This window comes from Bifidobacterium sp. ESL0800, assembly GCF_029395355.1.
Taxonomy (GTDB): Bacteria; Actinomycetota; Actinomycetes; order Actinomycetales; family Bifidobacteriaceae; genus Bifidobacterium.
On sequence record NZ_CP113913.1, the window covers coordinates 1,859,333 to 1,877,776 of the forward strand.

Consider the following 18,444-nt stretch of genomic DNA (forward strand, 5'->3'; position numbering starts at 1 on the left):
TGACACCCCGTTACCGACGGCCATACCGCTTGATTGCAGCGGACAACGCGAAGCCGGCGAGCAGCGTGACGATGGCGAGTGCAACGATAGCGGCGACGTCGGAACCCGTCGCGGGTATGGCACGCTTGGGTTGCGGATTCGCGTTCGGTTCTGCAGGCTGCGAAGGCTGCGCAGGTCCGCTTGGTCCGGTCGGCCCGGTCGGCCCGGTCGGCTGAACCGGCTTGGGACGCGGGGCCACGGTCTGCTCGCAGACCACGCTTTGGTCGTTGGGAAGATCGAGCTTGCCCGTGTCGAGCGAAACATCCTCAGAGTCGTTGATGATGCAGCTCATGGCTTTCGTCACTTGATAATCCGGCTCGCGCGACATGTCGGTAGCGATCTTGTAGTTACCGGCTTTCACACTGCGATCGACGTTGTCGGGCAGAGCGATGTCCGAACCGCCGTCAGCGGACGACGGAACCAGCCTCACCGGGAAATCGGCAGGGGTTACGCTACTGTTGCCAGATCCGTTGCTGGACCCATTGCCGTTCCCGGAACCATTACCATTCCCGTCGACGTGTGTGATCACCTTGATGGTTGCGGGCTTGGAACGCACGGTACGCACGCCGACGACCGCATGTCCGTTGGCAATGGCGATTTGCGCGTTGGCGGGAGTCAACGGCCTGTTGGCAGTGACGTCGGTATAGACGATATCGCCGACCTGCTCATAAGCGACTGGCAGGTCAGACCCCTCAACCGTGTATTTGCCGGCGTTGACGCTGCGACTCTCACCCTGCGCAAACGGCGTGGTATCGCTGCGATCCCCGCCGTCCGCGGTCACGGAGAAGTTGAAATCGCCGGGTTTGGCGCTGCCGCCGTTGCTGTTGTCAACCACGGTCTTGAGCGTCAGGTTGCCCGGCAGATCCTCCACCACGCGCGTGCCGATGATATGCTCACGGACCGTGAATTGCGGCCTGCCATCGACCATCGGCACGGTGGCCCCGGTGTCGTCGTTGACGTAGGTAATCGGCCCGTCCTGCTTATACCCGTCGGGAATGGCCGATCCGGTGACGTTGTAATCGCCGTCAAACACGACATGCGAATCTCCGCCTGCCGTGTTCCGGAAATGATAGACGTGCGCCGGATCGCCGTCGCTGTCGGCAGCGGTGAAGGTGAAGTCACCCGGCGTCTTGGTGCCGCCATGCCGGTTATGGACCACGGTGACCAGCGTCAGCGTCGGGTTGGGGAACGCCTTCTCACGGTAGGTGCACTGCACATTGGCGTCGTAATTGTCGGGTATCGCCAGCTTGCCGTTGCCGTCCAAAGCCACGGGAGCATTGCCATTATTGGCATCGACGCACTTGACGGTCTGGGCATAGTCACCGGAAGGCGTAGGCGAACCGGAAGCGAGCGCCGACGATATCCGGTATTCGCTGCGCGGTGCGACGCTTCGTGGACCGATCTGCGCGGCCTGAATACCGTTTTCGGATCCACTGGTGGTCACGCTCAGATCCTGCGTGCTGGGCGATACGGCTTGGGCGTTCATCGTGAACTGGTCGGCAGGATTCTTGCGCCCGCCGACGATGTTGGTCAGCACGCTCAAGGTGGGCACGTGCACATCTGCCCGGTAATCCTCGACTTCTCCGGAACCGCTCGCCAATCCGGTCGGAGACATGGCCGAACCCGTACTGCTGGTGATGCGAAGACGCAGATACGAGGGATTGCCGCTGGCCGAAATCTGATTCTGGGCATCGTCGGGAACCTGCCAGTGAAGGGTCGCGCCACCGGCGGCGCAGGCCACCTGATCGCTCGCCTCGGCATTCCTGTCCGTGCCGGCGCTGGCCTGAGCCTCGTCGAACTTGCCGTTGTGGTTCCAGTCGATCCACCCGCGTACGTCCCCCGTTCCGCTGCAGCGAACGGCCAGCGAATACCGGCCGGACGGATCGGGGGTCACATTGATGGCCTTGGTATCGGCGGGAAGCGTGACGCCGTCCTCGTCGTTGATGACCTTGCCATCAGAGCCGACATCGCCGTGAGCATCATCCCAATTGGCTCCCGAGCTGAAGTGCGGTTCGGCTTCGGAATCCTCGCGGCTGCCCAGTCGCGGCTGTGGCTGCGCGAAATTCGCAACGGTATTCGAGTCGGCAGATGCCGTGGCGGCATCGCGAGCCTGAGAGAGGTTGAAGGACTGGGCTCCGACCATGGAGGAATCGGGATCGATGGGGTCCTTTTCGCTATACGTGGTACCGGCGATATCGGAGCCCAACGCGCCGCCATGCCACTGCGGCTGGAAGAGCGAGCCCGCGGCCCCGTAGCTTTGCGGCGCATCCCCGAAATCGGAGGCGACGATGGTGCCAAGAGCCACAGCAGTCTCGCCGCCGCCTCTGAACGTCACCCGAGCGCCGGTGGAACCTTGCAGGAACATGGCCGACGAAGGCCCGGTACCGCCGTGATTGGAGCATTGCGGGCCGTCGGAGCGGAAGCGCAGCGTGCGATCCTTGAGCTCGGCGATGGAGTTCGTGCGGCATCCGGGCGTGCGGTAGCTGTCAAGCAGACGCCAGGTCGGATTGCCTTCTATCGGCGTGGCCTTGATGTATTCCTGCTGATGACGCGTCCAGTTGTTGGATTCCGCGTCGGCGAACACCAGACCTTGCAGAGGCACGGAAGCGAAAGCGCTGGTATTGGTGCCGTCGTTGAGCGTGGCCGACGGGTTGCCGGACGAAGGAATCAGATAAGCGGCACAACCGAAATCGAAGGTCACGGTCTCACGATTGTTGACATTGGCGAGGCCGGCCGTCAGCTGGTTTTCGTTTCCGGAACCACCTTTGTAATACATTTGGGCCAAAGCGTCGCCGCTGTACACGCCCGTTCTATAGGCCTGAATCGGCAATTTGTCCGAAAGCGCGGTATCGACGCCATTTGACGGTTCCAGCGAGCAACGCGTCGAAAGCCAATGGCCGCTCCCTATCTCGATCGGCGTGGTCCACGTGACCTTCTTGCCGGTAATCCTTTCACCGGCGCTGCCCCACTCGACCCAATTGATGTTGGAGAGCATACGTCCGTTGCCGCCGGTCGCCGAAACCGCGTTTGCCGGCTGGACCGCCACCACCAGTCCTGTCAGTGCCATGGCGGCCGTAGCGGCAATCGCCGCGATCTTACGCAATGGACTATGCTCCCGCTTTGCTTTCCCGCTTGCCGTACCACGCTTTTGTTGATATTTCGACACTTCTTCGTCCCCCGTCTCAGATGTGCACGAAAAAGAAATGCTATCTGATGATATTTTTCCTCATTCTTAACTACCTTCTCACAAGAAATACAGTAATTTGTCATTTACGCGAGGGGAGAAGCCATACGGTTATCTTTTGTACAGAAAATACGTTTATTCATAAATATTGCATAATAATGGCGATAAAACGTCGTCATTGTCGCAATATCATTCACGCCGTTGTAAATATACATATCCTATGCAAGCAACCAAAAAGACGGTGGGTAGCAAGAGACTGAATCCCTTGCTACCCACCGTCATGTCACCCCAATGAGCCAACAACTGCTGGCTCATCAGATTGCCTGTGCGTTCACCTCATTCACTCGTGGCGACGCAGCATCCTGCGCGTCCCGGCTGCGAGCGCCATGCCAAGCATCAGCGTGACGAGCGCAACCGCCACCACACCGGTGACCTCGGCGCCCGTGGCCGAAAGCTTTGCGGCCTCCGCGGTCTTGCCGTTCTTGAACGAAGCGTCCTGCAACAGACCAGTGCCGTCACCGTTGTTAGCGGACGGGTCGAGCGTCAGCGTCACCGGCTTGGTGAGTTCATGGCCGGCCGGGGCCTTGGTTTCGGCAACCGTCCACTTGCCCCACTTGAGGCCCGTGACCTTGAACTTGCCGGGCGTCGGATCCTTGTCGGCGCCGGTGCACTCAAGCGCCGTGCAGTCCTTCACGTCGATCTTCTCACCGTTCGGGCCGGTCAGTTGCCACTGCGAACCGTTGAGCAGCGTCTTGCCGTCCTTGTCGTAGCGCGACCAGGTCAGCGTGCCGGGCACGTCGACGTTCTTCAGATCGACGAGGACGTGCGAGCCCGGGGCCACCTCGAAGGTGCCGTCCGCGTTCAGCTTGACCGGCTTGCGGTTGTTGCCGTCGGCATCGGTGGTGTAGACCTTGATGCTTTCGAGCTTGTAGCCCGCGTTGAGCGCCTCTTCGACGGAGTACTTGCCGGACGCGACCTGCTTGCTCTGATCGAGCGTCACATCCTGAGACGAGCCGCCGACCGGCTTGATGGTGATCTTCGAGCCGGAACCCGCAGCCGTGCCGCCGTACTTGTAGTCGGTATCAAGATGGACCGTGAGCGTCGGCTTCTGGGCGATGGTGCGCACACCGGTGACATGCTGACCGGCGTCGAGCGCGATCTGCGCCTGTTCCGGGGTCAGCACCTTGCCGGTGGCGTCGTCGGTATAGACGATCTCGCCGACGTCCTCATAGCCGTCCGGAAGCGCTGCGCCGGTAACCGTGTACTTGGTGCCGCCGGGGATATCACCGGTGTTGCCACCGTTGGTAACGGGAATATCAGCGCCGCCATTCCCTGGCTTGACCGTGAAGTCCATACCATCCGGAACGGTGCCATCGCCTTGCATCTCCGTCTTGAGCGTCAACTTGGCCGGCGCACCTTGCATGGTGCGCACGCCGGTCACGTTGTGGCCATTGGCGAGAGCCGTCTTGGCCTCAGTCAAAGTCATTGGAGTGCCGGTGTGGCCGGGATCGGTGTCATCGTTGTAGTAGGCGATGTCGCCAACCTGCTCGTAGTTGTCCTTGTCGGAACCGGTCACCGAAGCGATGTCGTTGTTGGCGATATCATCCACAGTCTTGCCTTCGGAGACGGTCTCATTAGAGCCGGTCGTCGGAGCCACGGTGAACTTGAAGTCTTCCGGCTTCGCGTTGCCGCCCTCAACCTTGGTCGTCAGCTTGAGCTTCGCGGCCTTAGGGGCCACGGTCTGCTCGCAGGCGACGAACGCGCCGTTCTTCAGCGCCAACGTGGCGTCATCGCTGGAAATCGGCACGATGTTGAGTTTCTGATCCTTGTTGGCAGGCCAACCGTTGATGTCATCCTTCGCACCGGTCACACAGCTCAGGTCCTTGGTCACCTCGTAACCGGACTGGCCGGACATATCGGTACCGATCTTGTAGTTCGAGGCCTTCAGATCGGCGGCGGTGTTATCGGTCAAGCTGACCGCGCTACCACCATTCGGCGTCGCGGTAACCGGGAAATCACTCGGCTGCGCGTCACCACCATCGACGTGAGTGACGACCTTGAGGCTGCCGGGCTGGGCGCGTACCTTGCGTACACCGGTGACGCTCTGGCCGTTGGCGAGCGCGATCTGCGCCTGTGCGGCGGTCAGCGGAGCGCCCGTGGCGTCATCCGTATAGGCAATCTCACCCTGCTGCTCCCAACCGAGCATGTGGGCATCGTCATCCTTCAGAATGCCCTTGACCGTATATTTGCCGGCCGCCATCTCATGGGCGCCGCTGTCACTGTCGTACTTCGTGGCCTGCGATGAGCTCTTGCCGTCGGGCGTCACACGGAAAGCGAAGTCGTCAGATGACTTGTCTTTGCCATCGGGGCTGTAGGTGTTGTCGACCACGGTCTTCAACGTCAGCTTGGCTGGCTGATCTTCGACGACTCGCGTGCCGGTGACATGCTGGCCTTGCTGTACGTCGAGCTTGCCGTCCGCGGTAAACGAAGGCTTGCAAACGGTGCCGTCATCTTTCACACAGGTGTAGGTGATATTGCCTTGAACCACTGTATTGGGATCAGTGGGAGTGGAAGGAACAACCTCATGATATCCGGCAGGCACATCGGATGAGGTGATCGCATAGTCGTAATCAGGGTCGAGCGTATGGGAGTCACTTGCGGTGGCGCCATCTTCGCCTTCGGCATTGGGATCGACCGCATAGTGCTTGGCTGCCGCATTAGGATCGGTCGGCGTCGTGCCCTCGTGAGGCGTCGGCGTCGCGTCGAAGGTGAAATCGCTGCCCTTGGCGGAGCCTCCATGGTTGTTGTTCACCTGCGTGACCAACGTCAGCTGACCATCGCCGATTGCCGTCTTCTTGTAGGTGCACTGCACGTTGGCGTCATAGTCATCGGCCGGCATCTGCATATGGCCGTCCGCGCCAATGGTGACGGGAGCGTTGGGATCCTTGCTCAGATCCACGCACTCAACTGAGGACTTGTAGTCATTGGGATCGCCGCTGACCAGATCGTCCTTGATGGTGTACTTGAAGCCGGGGCCGACGCTCTTCTGAGCGATCTGCTTGCCCTGGATGCCGCCGCTCGAACCTTCCGTAGTTGCCTCGGAAGAATCGCCGACACCGCCAGGATTGCTGGCATCGCCGTCCACGGTCATCTTGAACTGATCGGTGGGGTTCTTGCGGTCGCCGACGATGTCGGTGCGCACGTTCAGCGTAGGCACATGAATATCGGCGCGATAGTCCTCGACCTCGCCGGCATCAGTGGTCAGTCCGCTGGCCTTGAGGTCGCCGGCGCTGGGGGCCGCGATACGCAGACGCATATATGAGGAACCAGTGCCCTCGGAGAGGACACGGCGCTTCGCGTCACGAGTCACATGCCAGGTCAGCGTGGCCGTGCCATCGGCGTTGCAAGCCACCTGATCGCTGGCCTCGTTGGCGCCGGCGGCAGTGCTTTCATCGAACGTGCCGTTGTTGTTCCAGTCAATCCAGCCCTTGACATTGCCTGTACCGGCGCAGCCGACCTTCAGCTGGAACGTGCCCTTGTTGGTGCCCTGTCCGGAAGGCAGCACTTTGACGGCGCCATCCTTGCTGAAGTTGGCGGCCGGAATGCTGTCCTCGTCGCTCTGCACGGCGCCGCTCGCGTCGTTGAGCTTCGAGCTGTCGCCATGCTCGTCGTCCCAGTTGGCGCCGGTCTTGTAGTAATCGGAATCGTCGGCAGTGGGGTGGGCGACGGTCTCGGAATCCTCATGCGCGCCCAGGCGCGGTTCCGGATCCTTGAAATTGGCCACATACAGCGGCTGAGCGTTAGATGCGTCCTTGGCCGCGGAAAGATTATAAAGTTGCGCACCCTTGGCGTTGGCGTTGTCGGGATCGGTATCATCACCAGGGTAGGGCTTGCCCGGCATACCTTCGCCACCGAGCTTGCCGCCGGTCCATTCGGGCTGGAAGAGCGAGCTTGCGGTGCCATAAGTCGTCGGCGCATCGCCGAAGTCCATCGCCGTGATGCTGCCCAGCGCAACGGCCGTCACGCCGCCGCCCTTGAGCTCGACGTGGGCCTTGTGCGAGTTCTGCAGGAACATCACCGAGGACGGACCCGTGCCGCCTTCGTTGGCGCACTGGCCGCCGTCGGAGCGGAAGCGCATCGTGGTGCCGTCGCTGGCGAGCTCGGCCACGGAATTGGTGGTGCAGCCTGCGGTGCGGTAGCTGTCGAGCAAGCGCCAGGTCGGGGCATTGGTGCCCGTGGTGCTCTCGGTCGGCTGGGCCTTGATGTATTCCTTCTGGCCGTAGTCGCTGTTGGCGGTCCAGTTGTTGGATTCGGAGTCCGCGAACACCAGACCCTGCAGGCCGACGTCGCGGTAGCCGGAAGTGTCGGTGGTCGAAGTGAGCGTAGGAGTCGAAGGGGAATCAATGAGATAGGCGTGGCAGGAGAAGTCGAAATCGACAGTGTCGCCGTCGTTCTCGTTGGCCAGGCCGATCTTCATGGTGTTGTCACCACCGGCGCCGCCTTGGTAATACATTTGCGCGAGTCCGTCGCCATAGTAGTCGCCGGGCTGATAGACCTTCATTCTGTTAGACGGGGAAAGCGGATTCTTCGTGCCGAAATCATTCGACGGCTCAATGTCGCATCTGGTGGCAATCCAATCGTTCGTGCCTGCCTGAACCGGAGCGGTCCACGCCACGCGCGAGCCGTCGATGGCCTCGCCGTCGGTGTCGCCCCACTCGATCCAGTTGATGCTGTCCTTCAAACGTCCGGTGCCATCGGCGGCGGCGGAACGTTCAAGTCCGTCCTGCGCACCAACCTGCGAAGGTGCCGCATCGGCGGCAGTCGCAAAGCCGATCGCCCCGGTGAGGCTCATCGCAACGGCACCTGCGGTGGCTGCCAGTCGCTTCAATCTTCCTGGTCTAAACATTCAATTCTCTCCTCTCATTGAGAGTTCGCGTGGGGAGCTTTTATCCGAGAAAATCAACAAAAACAGACGCTCAACCCACATCTATAACAGTTTCTAGTATTGCAGGATTGAAATGCAAACGTCAGATTATGCGCTGAATGAAACAAATCATGCGTAATACGAACAAAATATATAATCTGCTCAATTATCTTTATTTTAAAACGCTATGTCATTCGACAGCATGATTTCACATGTCTATTTACATCGATGCAAATATATGCATACATGCTGTATATATACATTCCTACAGAACGGTGTGCACAATAGCCGAATACTCGATAATCACACCGCAGACAAGGCACCGCAACGCGGCCATCGCGTTACTCCGGATCGACTTCGTGGTTTTCCATTTGTTCGTACAACTTCAGCGCGCGGCGCAACGAGGAAACCGAGCCGAACCCGCAGCGGTCGCCGATCTCCACCAACGTCAGCGACGGCTGGCTCTTGCGCAGCTCAAGTGCCGCATCGGTGCGGGCACGACGCACGAGCGCGGTGAAATTGGTATCCGCCTCCTGCAGCGCCAGCTGGACGGTACGCACGGAGACATTCTCGTGTTCGGCCGTCTTGGTGACGCTCAGCGTCTGGTCGGTGTAGTTCTGAGAGACATATTTGCGCACCCGCTCAATCAGCGGCATCACGCTCATACCCTGCCCGAAGCACGCGATCAGCAGCGAGCGCGCGACGTCGTTGGCCACGTTTTCCAACGTATCGACCATCTGCGAATGCGGGTTGTTGAGATTGCATGCGCTGACCACGAAGGCGAGCAGCGGCTGCAGCGAAACGACGTCAAGCTTCGTATTCTGGCCCATCATCAAGAAAGTCTTGTAATCAGGCAGAATCGTGGCGAACAGACGCGAGGAAAGGCTCACCCCGATCAGCTCGTTGGCGGGCGCTGTGGTTTTGTAAACAACGTCGCCGGTTTCCGGGGGAATGAGGTATACGCCCGGATGGCGCTTGAGGATCTTGTTGTCGGGCGTGCTGATTTCCACATGGCCGTGGATCACGAAAGTCATCGTGGCCATTTCCGCAGTGGAATTCTCGCGTTTCCAATCCAGCACCGTCGCCGGAAGATTGATATGCGAAAAACTCACCTCAGGGAAAATCGCGGACCGGGAGGTCATTTTCTTATTGCCCGCAAGAGGCTGGAAATGTGTATTACCTACGGATTCCGAGTCGTAGCGGTGGTTCGGGTCATGGCTGTTGGGGGAGTAATCCGTGGCGTTCACGTCATTCGTCCGTACGGAATCGTTGCCTTGCTTCGCAAGACGCACGTTCCTCAGTTTGCCGTTTCTCAGCAAATCGTTACGGTCGAACATAGCCTGACCTTACCGCCTCTCATTGCCAAACAAGTCTCTGTTACCTAGCATACTATCCATCAACGCCAACGAAACAGCGTTTTTACCGCATTACCGGACGAGTTTGTTGCCCGGCTTGTCGCTTTCGGGCGCCTGCGCCTTGATATCCTTGAGCTCATCGGAGATCTCTTTCAACAGATCGACGGTCTGCTGGTCGGTGCTGGCCTCCTGCTGTTTGTTGTTGTCTGCGTCGATCTGCTCCTGCTTGTCCTTCTTCTCGAACAGCGCCTCGGACATGTCGCGGAACTTGTTGATCGGCACGAGGATGCAGAAGTAGACGGCGACGGCGATCAGCAGGAAGTTGATCAGCGCGCCAAGCACCGCGCCGAATGAGATGGTGGAGTTGTTGAACGTGATCGTCAGCAGGTTCTTCATGTTGGGCTTGCCGAAAATCATGGCGATCAGCGGGTTGATGAGGCTGTCGACGATGGAATTGACCACGGAGGTCACCGCGGCGCCCATAACCACGCCGACGGCCATGTCGATCATGTTGCCGCGCGAAATGAATTTCTTGAACCCTTTGAACATGGTAGTTCTCCTCCCGATAGCGTATTACTTCTATTCTATCGATTTAAAGAACATATCGCCATGCGCAAACCGGCCTGTTTCGCCCAATCAGGAGTTTCCATTCGTTTTCCCCTCCTTTCAATTCCTCTGATTCCTCCGATTCCTTACACTGCAATACATTCCATCCCGCACATACGTTACGTAATACAATAGCGGTTATTCGTCTTTCGTCAGCTTTCAATGACACGAAACTCCCTCGTTTATCACATGCCGTTACCTATGTTTCCATTCCGTTAACAGCACGAAAAAATACCCGCTTTTTTTGAACCCCCTCTTTCACCGAACCCGCGAGATTCTTACAATAAAAATCGTAATATCAACTCAACAATGGAGTATCAATGCTGACCAATGAGTATGTCAAGCGCGTCTATGCGCAGGTGGAAAAGCGTGACGGCGACCAGCCCGAGTTCCTGCAGGCCGTCCGCGAGGTCTTCGAGACGTTGGAACCGGTGGTTGCCAAGCACCCGGAATATGAGAAGAACGGCATTCTCGAACGTTTGGTCGAGCCCGAGCGCGCCATCAAATTCCGCGTCGCCTGGGTGGACGACGAGGGCAAGGTCCAGGTCAACCGCGGCTATCGCATCCAGTTCAACTCCGCCATCGGACCTTACAAGGGCGGCCTTCGCCTGCACCCGACGGTGACCGAATCCGTCATCAAGTTCCTCGGATTCGAACAGGTGCTAAAGAACTCGCTGACCGGCCTGCCGATGGGCGGCGCCAAGGGCGGCTCGGACTTCGACCCGAAGGGCCGCAGCGATGGCGAAGTCATGCGCTTCTGCCAGGCCTTCATGACCGAGCTGCAGCGCCATATCGGCCAGTTCACCGACGTGCCCGCCGGCGACATCAACGTGGGCGCGCGCGAGATCGGCTACCTCTTCGGCCAGTACAAGCGCATCCGCAACGAGTACTCCGGCGTGCTCACCGGCAAGGGCCTGGAATACGGCGGCTCGCTGGCCCGCACCGAGGCGACCGGCTACGGCCTCTGCTACTACACTGCCGCCGCGCTGCGCACGCTTCGCAATGAAACCTTGAAAGGCAAGACCGTGGTGATCTCCGGCTCCGGCAACGTCGCCATCTTCGCCATCGAGAAGGCGCAGCAGATGGGCGCGAAGGTCGTCACCTGCTCCGATTCCAACGGCTACGTCTACGACCCGGAGGGCATCAAGCTCGACGTGGTCAAGGACATCAAGCTCGGTCACCGCGGGCGCATCAAGGAATACGCCGACCGTGTGCCAGGTGCCGAATACCACGAGGGCAGCAAGGGCGTCTGGACGGTGCCGTGCGACATCGCGCTGCCGTGCGCCACCCAGAACGAGGTCGACGGCGAATCCGCGGCCGCGCTCGTCAAGAACGGCTGCAAGGTCGTGTGCGAAGGTGCGAACATGCCGTCCACGCCCGAAGCCATTTCGAACTATCAGAAGGCCGGCCTGCTCTACGGGCCCGCCAAGGCCTCGAACGCCGGCGGTGTCGCCGTCTCCGGCCTGGAGATGAGCCAGAACTCGTACCGTTTGAGCTGGACCTTCGAAGAGGTCGACAGCAAGCTCAAGGACATCATGGAGAACATCGTCGCCACTTCGCTCGCCGCTGCCAAGGAATACGGCCACGAGGGCGATCTGATGCTCGGTGCGAACGCCGCCGGCTTCGTGAAGGTCGCCAACGCCATGGTCGCCCAGGGCGTCTGCTGACCCATTGCACACCACAACTCATCCGGCCCGCCATCGATTTCGCATCCCTCGGCGGGCTGTTCTGTGCAAAAAGTGCGTTTTATTTTTATAAATCGCACATTTTGCACTGCCATGTGAAAAATATGCACTATAGCTATCGTAAAACGCACATTTTGCACATAAGACCGAAGAACAAATCAACCGGGATAGTTGATGTGGCTGCCATCGCCATACATGGAACCGCCGCCATCGTAACCACCGGCTTCATAGCCGCCGGCATCCCAATCGCGGCCGGGGATGAGGTCGTAGGGCATCTGATGGGCGAACAGCCAGAAGACGACGAGCACGAAAATAGTCACCATACCCACTTTGATCGAGGACGCGCCGAACAGACCGATGCCATTGGAACCGCCGGCCCCTCCGCCGTTGGCTCCGAAAAGCTGCAACACCGCAAACAGCACCACCAGCCGCACCACGTAAAACAGCACGCGAGCGCCGCCGTGCCGTTCCTTGGTCTCGCAGCTCATGTGCGTGAACATGCCGCCCAGCGTCTGCCCGCGATGGGTGACGGGGATGAGGACTTCAAAGATAACGAACGAAAACAGGGTGAAGAACCGCGCCAGGCCGTCCGATACGCCGGTTCCGAAGGCGTGCCCGAGGAACATGTACGTGCCATTGGGGAGGTATCTGGAGGATTTCTGGAAGAGGTAGATCGAGCCGAGCGTCAGCGAACCATCCACGACGGCGATGAACACCAGATCAATCATCAGCGCGACGGTCCGGTGCAGCAGACCCGGCTTTTCGATGACCTCGTTACGGTCCTCGACTTTGCGAACCGGCACCAGAGCGCCGTATATCCACGCGATGAAACAGCCGATGACCGCACCCAACGTGTTGGTCAGCAGGTCGTCGACGTCGAACTGGCGGTACGAGCACGGATAGATGTGCCAGACGCCCGTAAGCTGCGAGGTTTCGATGAAGAGGGACACCAAAAATCCTGCCGGAATCACCACATAGAACTTCCAGCGGGCCCAGCGGGAGAGCGCGAAACCGAGCGGAACGAAGAAAGCGATGTTGAGCAACAGCTGCAACGCCGCGGATTTGCCGCCGAACGCCAGATCGCTCATAAATTGCATTACATCAAGCTGCGGACGATGCGCGTGCGTCAGGCAGTATGTGGCCGGATCGTCGGGCATCGGGTAGAGCGTGAACGTGACCAGCCCGAGCGCGTAGAGCACGCACAGATACGCCGCGAGCACCGCGCTGGAACGCAGTCGGTGGTAGCGGTGGTACATTCCCGCGAGGATCGGCAGGGTCAGCACGGCCGAAAGGAACGGCCAAATCGCCATCGCGAGGATGAACGAGGTGCTGAAATTCCTGATGTAGGCAATCACAACGGCTACTCTAGCGGACGCGGCTTACGAAAGTCTATGAATATAAAAAATACATATGGGTAGAATTCCAACGATGGAACCGAGACGACGTTCACGACAACTCATATCGCAACGATTATCGAACCGGATCCTACACACGATACCCGGGATATTGGCTGATAACGAATGGCTGGCCCAAGATGGAGTGCAAAACCAGAGAAAACAAAAGTGCTGGATTCCATGTTTACGATGGAATCCAGCACTGAGCAGTAGATTCATGCTCCGGTTTGGTTCAGACCTGACTCAGCAACATGACCTTCAACTAAAAGCCGACAATCGCTGAGCCTGAACCAAGCCGAATCAAAGAACCATGCAATCAGTCTTGGCGCTCGTTGGCACGATGTTGCGCTTCAATGGAACTGTTGCGCTTGGCATAAACCCCATAAACAAGCGCAACCGCTACGGCAACAATAATCCACCAGAGCCAGGCAGGCGCATTCGCATGTTGCTTCAAAGCCACTGAAGCAGCAGGCTTCGGATTTTCACATACATTACCGCTTGCCATCACCCGATAACCAGCAAGATTGACTACATAGGCAGCACCGGAAGTCTTGCATTCGACACGGCGCCAACCCTTTGGAGCAGAAGTCTTCGGCGCGGACGGAGTGCTATCATGACCGATCTGCGGTGCAGCGGTCATCGCCTGAGGAGCAGCACCACGAGGAGCCGTAGCCAAAGCCGACTGAGGAGACACGGCAGAGGCCACAGACGCGACGGCAGGCAACGCCGGAGCAGCCACGTGAACCAAACCGTTCGGATTCGTGGCGGCCGGAAGCGTTGTAGGATTCGTGGTCGCACTCGGAGATGTCGGTCCAGCCGGAGGCGTTGCAGGCGCTAGCTTCCAAGCACCGTAAAGCGTCACATCCGAATTGTCGCTCTTCAGCATGACGTGATCGCCGGGCTTGTAGATAGTTCCGTTTTGATCTTTCCAACCGGAGAACATATAGTGTCCGGTCTCGTCGAGATTCAATCCGTACTCGCTCGGAATGGTCACCATCACCGTTTCGTCGGTGGTGCTTCCTCCGGAGACCGCTGCAAAGCTACGCGAGACCTTGGCCTTGTCGTTCTTGGACGTAGGCTGGAAATGCAGGTTGTAGTTGTAAACGCGGACCCACTGGCCAGTCAGCACGACATGCGGATTGGCATCAGTCAAGTTGACGGTATCGCCAGGCTGATAAGTATGGCCCATGCCATCGCTCCAACCGGTAAACTGCCAGCGTTGATTATCCTCGCGGTAATACTTGTTGCCCGCAGGAACCTTCAACGAAGCGGACTTGGCCGTGGTGGCCGCGCCCTTCACCGCTTCAAACGCCTTGGAGGCGGTTCCTTCCGGAAGACCGGACACGAAGGAAAGCGAGTACACATATTCAGGAACCCATTGTGCGTAAAGCGTCGCAGCCGGATTGTTCGAATTGAGCGTCAACGTATCAACACCATTCACCGACACCGGGCTTTGGCCAGTGCCGTCCGCCTTGGTGTTCCAGCCGTTGAAGTGCCATCCTGCACGAACGAACCCATTGGCAGGAATCGTGAACGTGTGGCTCGTATCAGCCGTCGGGCCGACGGGATCGACCTTCGGCATGGAACCAGTCACACCCTTTAAGGCATTCGCATTGAACTTCAGGGAATAGGTATAGAGCTTGGTCCAATGGCCCTTAAGCTCGGTGACACCAGGAACAACCGAAACCTGATCTCCCGGCTTGTAGACCGTCGTGCTGCCATTGATCGTCCAACCGTCGAAACGGTAGCCATCAATGGCCGGATACGCCTGATGATCGATCTTGATAGCCCTCGGCTTGGTGATATCAGCAGAAGAAGCAAGCTGGAACACCGAAGTGGCCTTATCGGGCGCAGCAGGCTCAGTCACACCGGAACCCGCAGGCGGATTCATCTTGAAGTCCAGCACGTATTTCGCATGAAGATCCATCGAAACACCAGGGGTGCCAATGCGCTTCCACTGGGCATACAGGGTAACGTCATTATTCATCGGCACATCCTGACCAGGTGCGTAGCTCGTACCAGTACCGTCCTTGCTCGTATTCCAACCAGTGAACTTGAAATACTTCGGGCTGTTGGCCGCATTGTCGACACTCATATTGACATGCAGAGCAGTCTTATCAGGAGCCTTAAGCGTGCCGAATTGCATCTGCCACACGTCCTGCCCTTGGGCATTCTGAACGTATTTGAAGTGTCCGACAGCCTTTTGCGGGTCGGAGACCGTGCCCCACTTCTTGTCACCTACGGCATTCATATCGACCGAAAGCTTTGTGGAGTCGCTTCTTACATACGTGCCCGAACGTGAGGGGTCAGAACCCTGGGTCCGGTGCTCTACATCAAGCGAAGAATATTGCTTGGAAAGATTCGCCTCAGGAACCGCTGCACCGTTGACATCGGCCACGCGAACCCATGTCGCATCACTCATCAAAGGATCCTCAAGCCATATATCGCCCCACCATGTCCCGGTACTGGCAGGGGTCGGAAGTACGACGTTGTCGCCAAGCTTCAGCTCACGAAGATCAAATTGGTCTGGGTCACTGTTAGCAATTGAAAGCATATGCCTTACTTTGGAGACACCTCGCATATTAAAGTTTCGCAGATCCAATGACGTCAAAGCGCCGTCACTCATGAACATATCAGTCATATCGGTAACGTTACGCGTATTGAAATGAGAAACATCCAAAGACGTCAGGTCCTCGCAAACCGCAAACATACCACTCATGTTGATAACCTTGTGTGTATCAAAACCAGAAACATCCAAAGACGTCAGTTTCTCGCAACCACTAAACATTGACCCCATATCTTTGACATTGCCAGTCTGGAACTTTTGTCCAAGCTTCAACGACTGCAAATTTACACAGTCCTGGAACATGCCATTCATATCACGTGGGGTCCCTGCATCAACCCCATATGAATCTCTTCCAACTTGGCTCGTATCGAAGTTCGTGATATCCAAAGAGGTCAAACTACTGCAATTCTTGAACATTCCCGCCATGTCAGTCACGTTATGCGTATCAAAATGAGAGACATCCAAAGACGTCAGGTTATAGCAATATTCAAACATTCCCGCCATGTCAGTCACGTTATGCGTATCAAAATGAGAAACATCCAAAGACTTCAATTTGCTACAAAACATGAACATGGCAGTCATATTCTTGACTTTGGAAGTCTTGAAGTTTGCTCCAAACTTCAATGTCGTCAAACCTTCGGCCATATGGAACATGTAATACATATATTCTACGTTACTGGTGTCAAAACCAGAGAGATCCAAAGACGTCAAAGCTTGATCTCTCGCAAACATGCTCGACATGTCCGTCACCTTGTTGGTGACGAAACGTGGTCCGAATTGTATAGAAGCAGCTGATGCCCCGTAGAACATATCAGACATGTTTGTGACGCTGCTGGTATCAAAACTCGACAAATCCAACGATGGAACCCGGGTTGCTTCGAACATGCTGCTCATGTCCGTTACTGCACTCGTGTCCAAATGGTCAAGACCATCAATTGAACTCAATTTCATCATATGGTCAAAATAGCCATGGGCGCTAGCGGGAAGCTTAACTTTGCCGACACCATTAAAAATCACATGCTCAATAAACGCACGCTGATATGCGACGCTTGGTTCGCTATCGTCCAAAGTGCTGGGGATCACCGTAAACTGATACTCGTTGACCGGATCAGTGGCAGTGACCTCAAGCGTGCACTGTCCGTCTTTCATACCCAGCGTCCAAGAGCCGTAGGCGGAAGACTCGGCAGAGTTCCCACCTCTGTAAGGCTTGCAATCCGCTGTGGTCGGAAGCACTTCCTGAGGTCCAGCCGTCGCGTTCTGGCTGTTTGCAGACTGGCTGCTCTGCGTTGACGGAACAGGAGCAGCCGACGATTTTGTATTCGCCGTATTGCCGTCTTTGGCAGAAGGATTTTGAGTCGGTGCCTTCTGTTCCGATTTTGTCGTATCTTGAGGCGCTTCGTTCTTTGACGCCTGTCCGATGACATTATTGTCATCATTATTATTGAGATTCTTGCCGATATCCGAATTCTGGGCATTATCCGACTTCACGACATCCTGTGTCGAGGCAGTGGAAACTTGCTGGTTTGCAACCGAATTGGAGGTTGCATCCACTGGTTGCACTGGTTGAGCACTTGCTGTGGCCACGACACCACACATCAATGCTGCAGTGGCCACAATGCCAATGAGTTTTCTTCCACTAAAACGCATTATCAATCCTTTCTGAAACTTCTACTTGACCGGACTTACGCCCAATCCAGTTCCCCAAAATCTGTAGTAATACGACACACAGACAAATAATGTAAAACATTTTTTAATCTTTAGACAATACGCTAATGTCTAGTTACAATAAACGCTGTATTTATGCCATTACATCATTCTGTACCAGTAATATCAACTGGTTTGCCATTGCCCCACTGTCTGGGTATATAAAACCATTTACGCCAAATGTTCAATCATACCAAGTCAACGATGACTCTGAAACAAAAAGAAAACGGCACGAGAATTGACGAGCCCGTTCTGTGCAGACTCGTCTTTACGAATGCGCGATGCCGCCGACCTTGGCGAACACATCGTGATGCGCATGGACCACGCCGAACCTGCTGGTGGGCATGTAGGTCAGCATCGCGACGCCCTTGATGCGGTCGAGCGGAACGAGGCCATGGTTGCCGTCGTCAGGATGGTAGCGGGAATCTGCCGAATTGCCGCGGTTGTCGCCGAGCACGAACACATTGCCCGGCGTCACCTTCGTTTTGAAGGCGAATTTGCTTGGCTGAGCTCCGGCTTTCAGATACGAGGATTCGTCGATCGGCACGCCGTTGATCGTCACCGGTGAGCCCTTGCCCTTGCAAGCCACCACATCGCCGGGCAAACCGATCAGTCTTTTGACCAGATCGTTGGAGGCGAAAACATTTTCGGACTGCAACCAATTGGCCGGGTCCTTGAATACCACTACGTCGCCGCGCCGCAGTTTCAGCACGGGCTTGGCAAGACGATTGGTGACGATGTGGTCGCCGATATTGAGCGTCGTTTCCATGGAGCCGGAAGGAACGACGTAAAGGCCGATGACGAATATGCGCAAAAGACTGACGACGATGACCGCAACAAGGCAGTAGATGAGGACGGAAATGATGTCCGGAACCGTTATATGGCCGGAAGTGTCCTTCGCGTGAGCGGGGCCTGTCTTTTTCTTTTTTTTGGAAGACTTATCGTCAACAGCATGTCGTTTTGATCTGCTCATTGACCGTTTACTCC

General features: G+C 57.1%; 8 protein-coding genes. 1 reads left to right on the forward strand and 7 read right to left on the reverse strand.

All coding sequences use genetic code 11. The annotated features are described in order from the left end of the window. Positions 1 to 10: 10 nt before the first annotated feature. The 4 genes from OZX75_RS07170 to mscL all read right to left on the reverse strand — a co-directional run bounded on the left by OZX75_RS07170 (position 11) and on the right by mscL (position 10,051). Positions 11 to 3,142: a CshA/CshB family fibrillar adhesin-related protein gene (locus tag OZX75_RS07170; protein WP_277145962.1), complete on the reverse strand. Its 3,132-nt coding sequence runs from the start codon at positions 3,140 to 3,142 to the stop codon at positions 11 to 13. Positions 3,143 to 3,563: 421 nt separating this feature from the next. Beyond that, positions 3,564 to 8,129, reverse strand: a complete 4,566-nt coding sequence (locus OZX75_RS07175) for a CshA/CshB family fibrillar adhesin-related protein (protein ID WP_277145963.1) — start codon at positions 8,127 to 8,129, stop codon at positions 3,564 to 3,566. A 359-nt stretch (positions 8,130 to 8,488) separates the two neighbouring features. Then, the gene (locus OZX75_RS07180) at positions 8,489 to 9,484 is read right to left on the reverse strand and encodes a helix-turn-helix domain-containing protein (RefSeq protein WP_277145964.1); all 996 of its coding nucleotides are present in this window, start codon (positions 9,482 to 9,484) and stop codon (positions 8,489 to 8,491) included. 90 nt (positions 9,485 to 9,574) lie between these two features. Beyond that, positions 9,575 to 10,051 (reverse strand): large conductance mechanosensitive channel protein MscL, encoded by a 477-nt coding sequence (mscL, locus tag OZX75_RS07185; protein WP_277145965.1) that lies wholly within the window; start codon positions 10,049 to 10,051, stop codon positions 9,575 to 9,577. Between the two features lie 377 nt (positions 10,052 to 10,428). Here mscL and gdhA point away from each other — a divergent pair, with 377 nt between their 5' ends. Beyond that, on the forward strand, positions 10,429 to 11,775 hold the full coding sequence (gdhA, locus tag OZX75_RS07190) for an NADP-specific glutamate dehydrogenase (RefSeq protein ID WP_277145966.1): 1,347 nt from the start codon (positions 10,429 to 10,431) through the stop codon (positions 11,773 to 11,775). 176 nt (positions 11,776 to 11,951) lie between these two features. Here the strand turns inward: gdhA and OZX75_RS07195 are convergent, their stop codons facing one another. The 3 genes from OZX75_RS07195 to lepB form a co-directional block, all read right to left on the reverse strand. Next, positions 11,952 to 13,148 carry a VanZ family protein gene (locus tag OZX75_RS07195; RefSeq protein WP_277145967.1) on the reverse strand — a complete coding sequence of 399 codons (1,197 nt, stop codon included), beginning with the start codon at positions 13,146 to 13,148 and terminating at the stop codon, positions 11,952 to 11,954. 355 nt (positions 13,149 to 13,503) lie between these two features. After that, positions 13,504 to 17,400, reverse strand: a complete 3,897-nt coding sequence (locus OZX75_RS07200) for a BspA family leucine-rich repeat surface protein (protein ID WP_277145968.1) — start codon at positions 17,398 to 17,400, stop codon at positions 13,504 to 13,506. 325 nt (positions 17,401 to 17,725) lie between these two features. Continuing rightward, positions 17,726 to 18,430, reverse strand: a complete 705-nt coding sequence (gene lepB / locus OZX75_RS07205; RefSeq protein WP_277145969.1) for a signal peptidase I — start codon at positions 18,428 to 18,430, stop codon at positions 17,726 to 17,728. Positions 18,431 to 18,444: the final 14 nt, after the last annotated feature.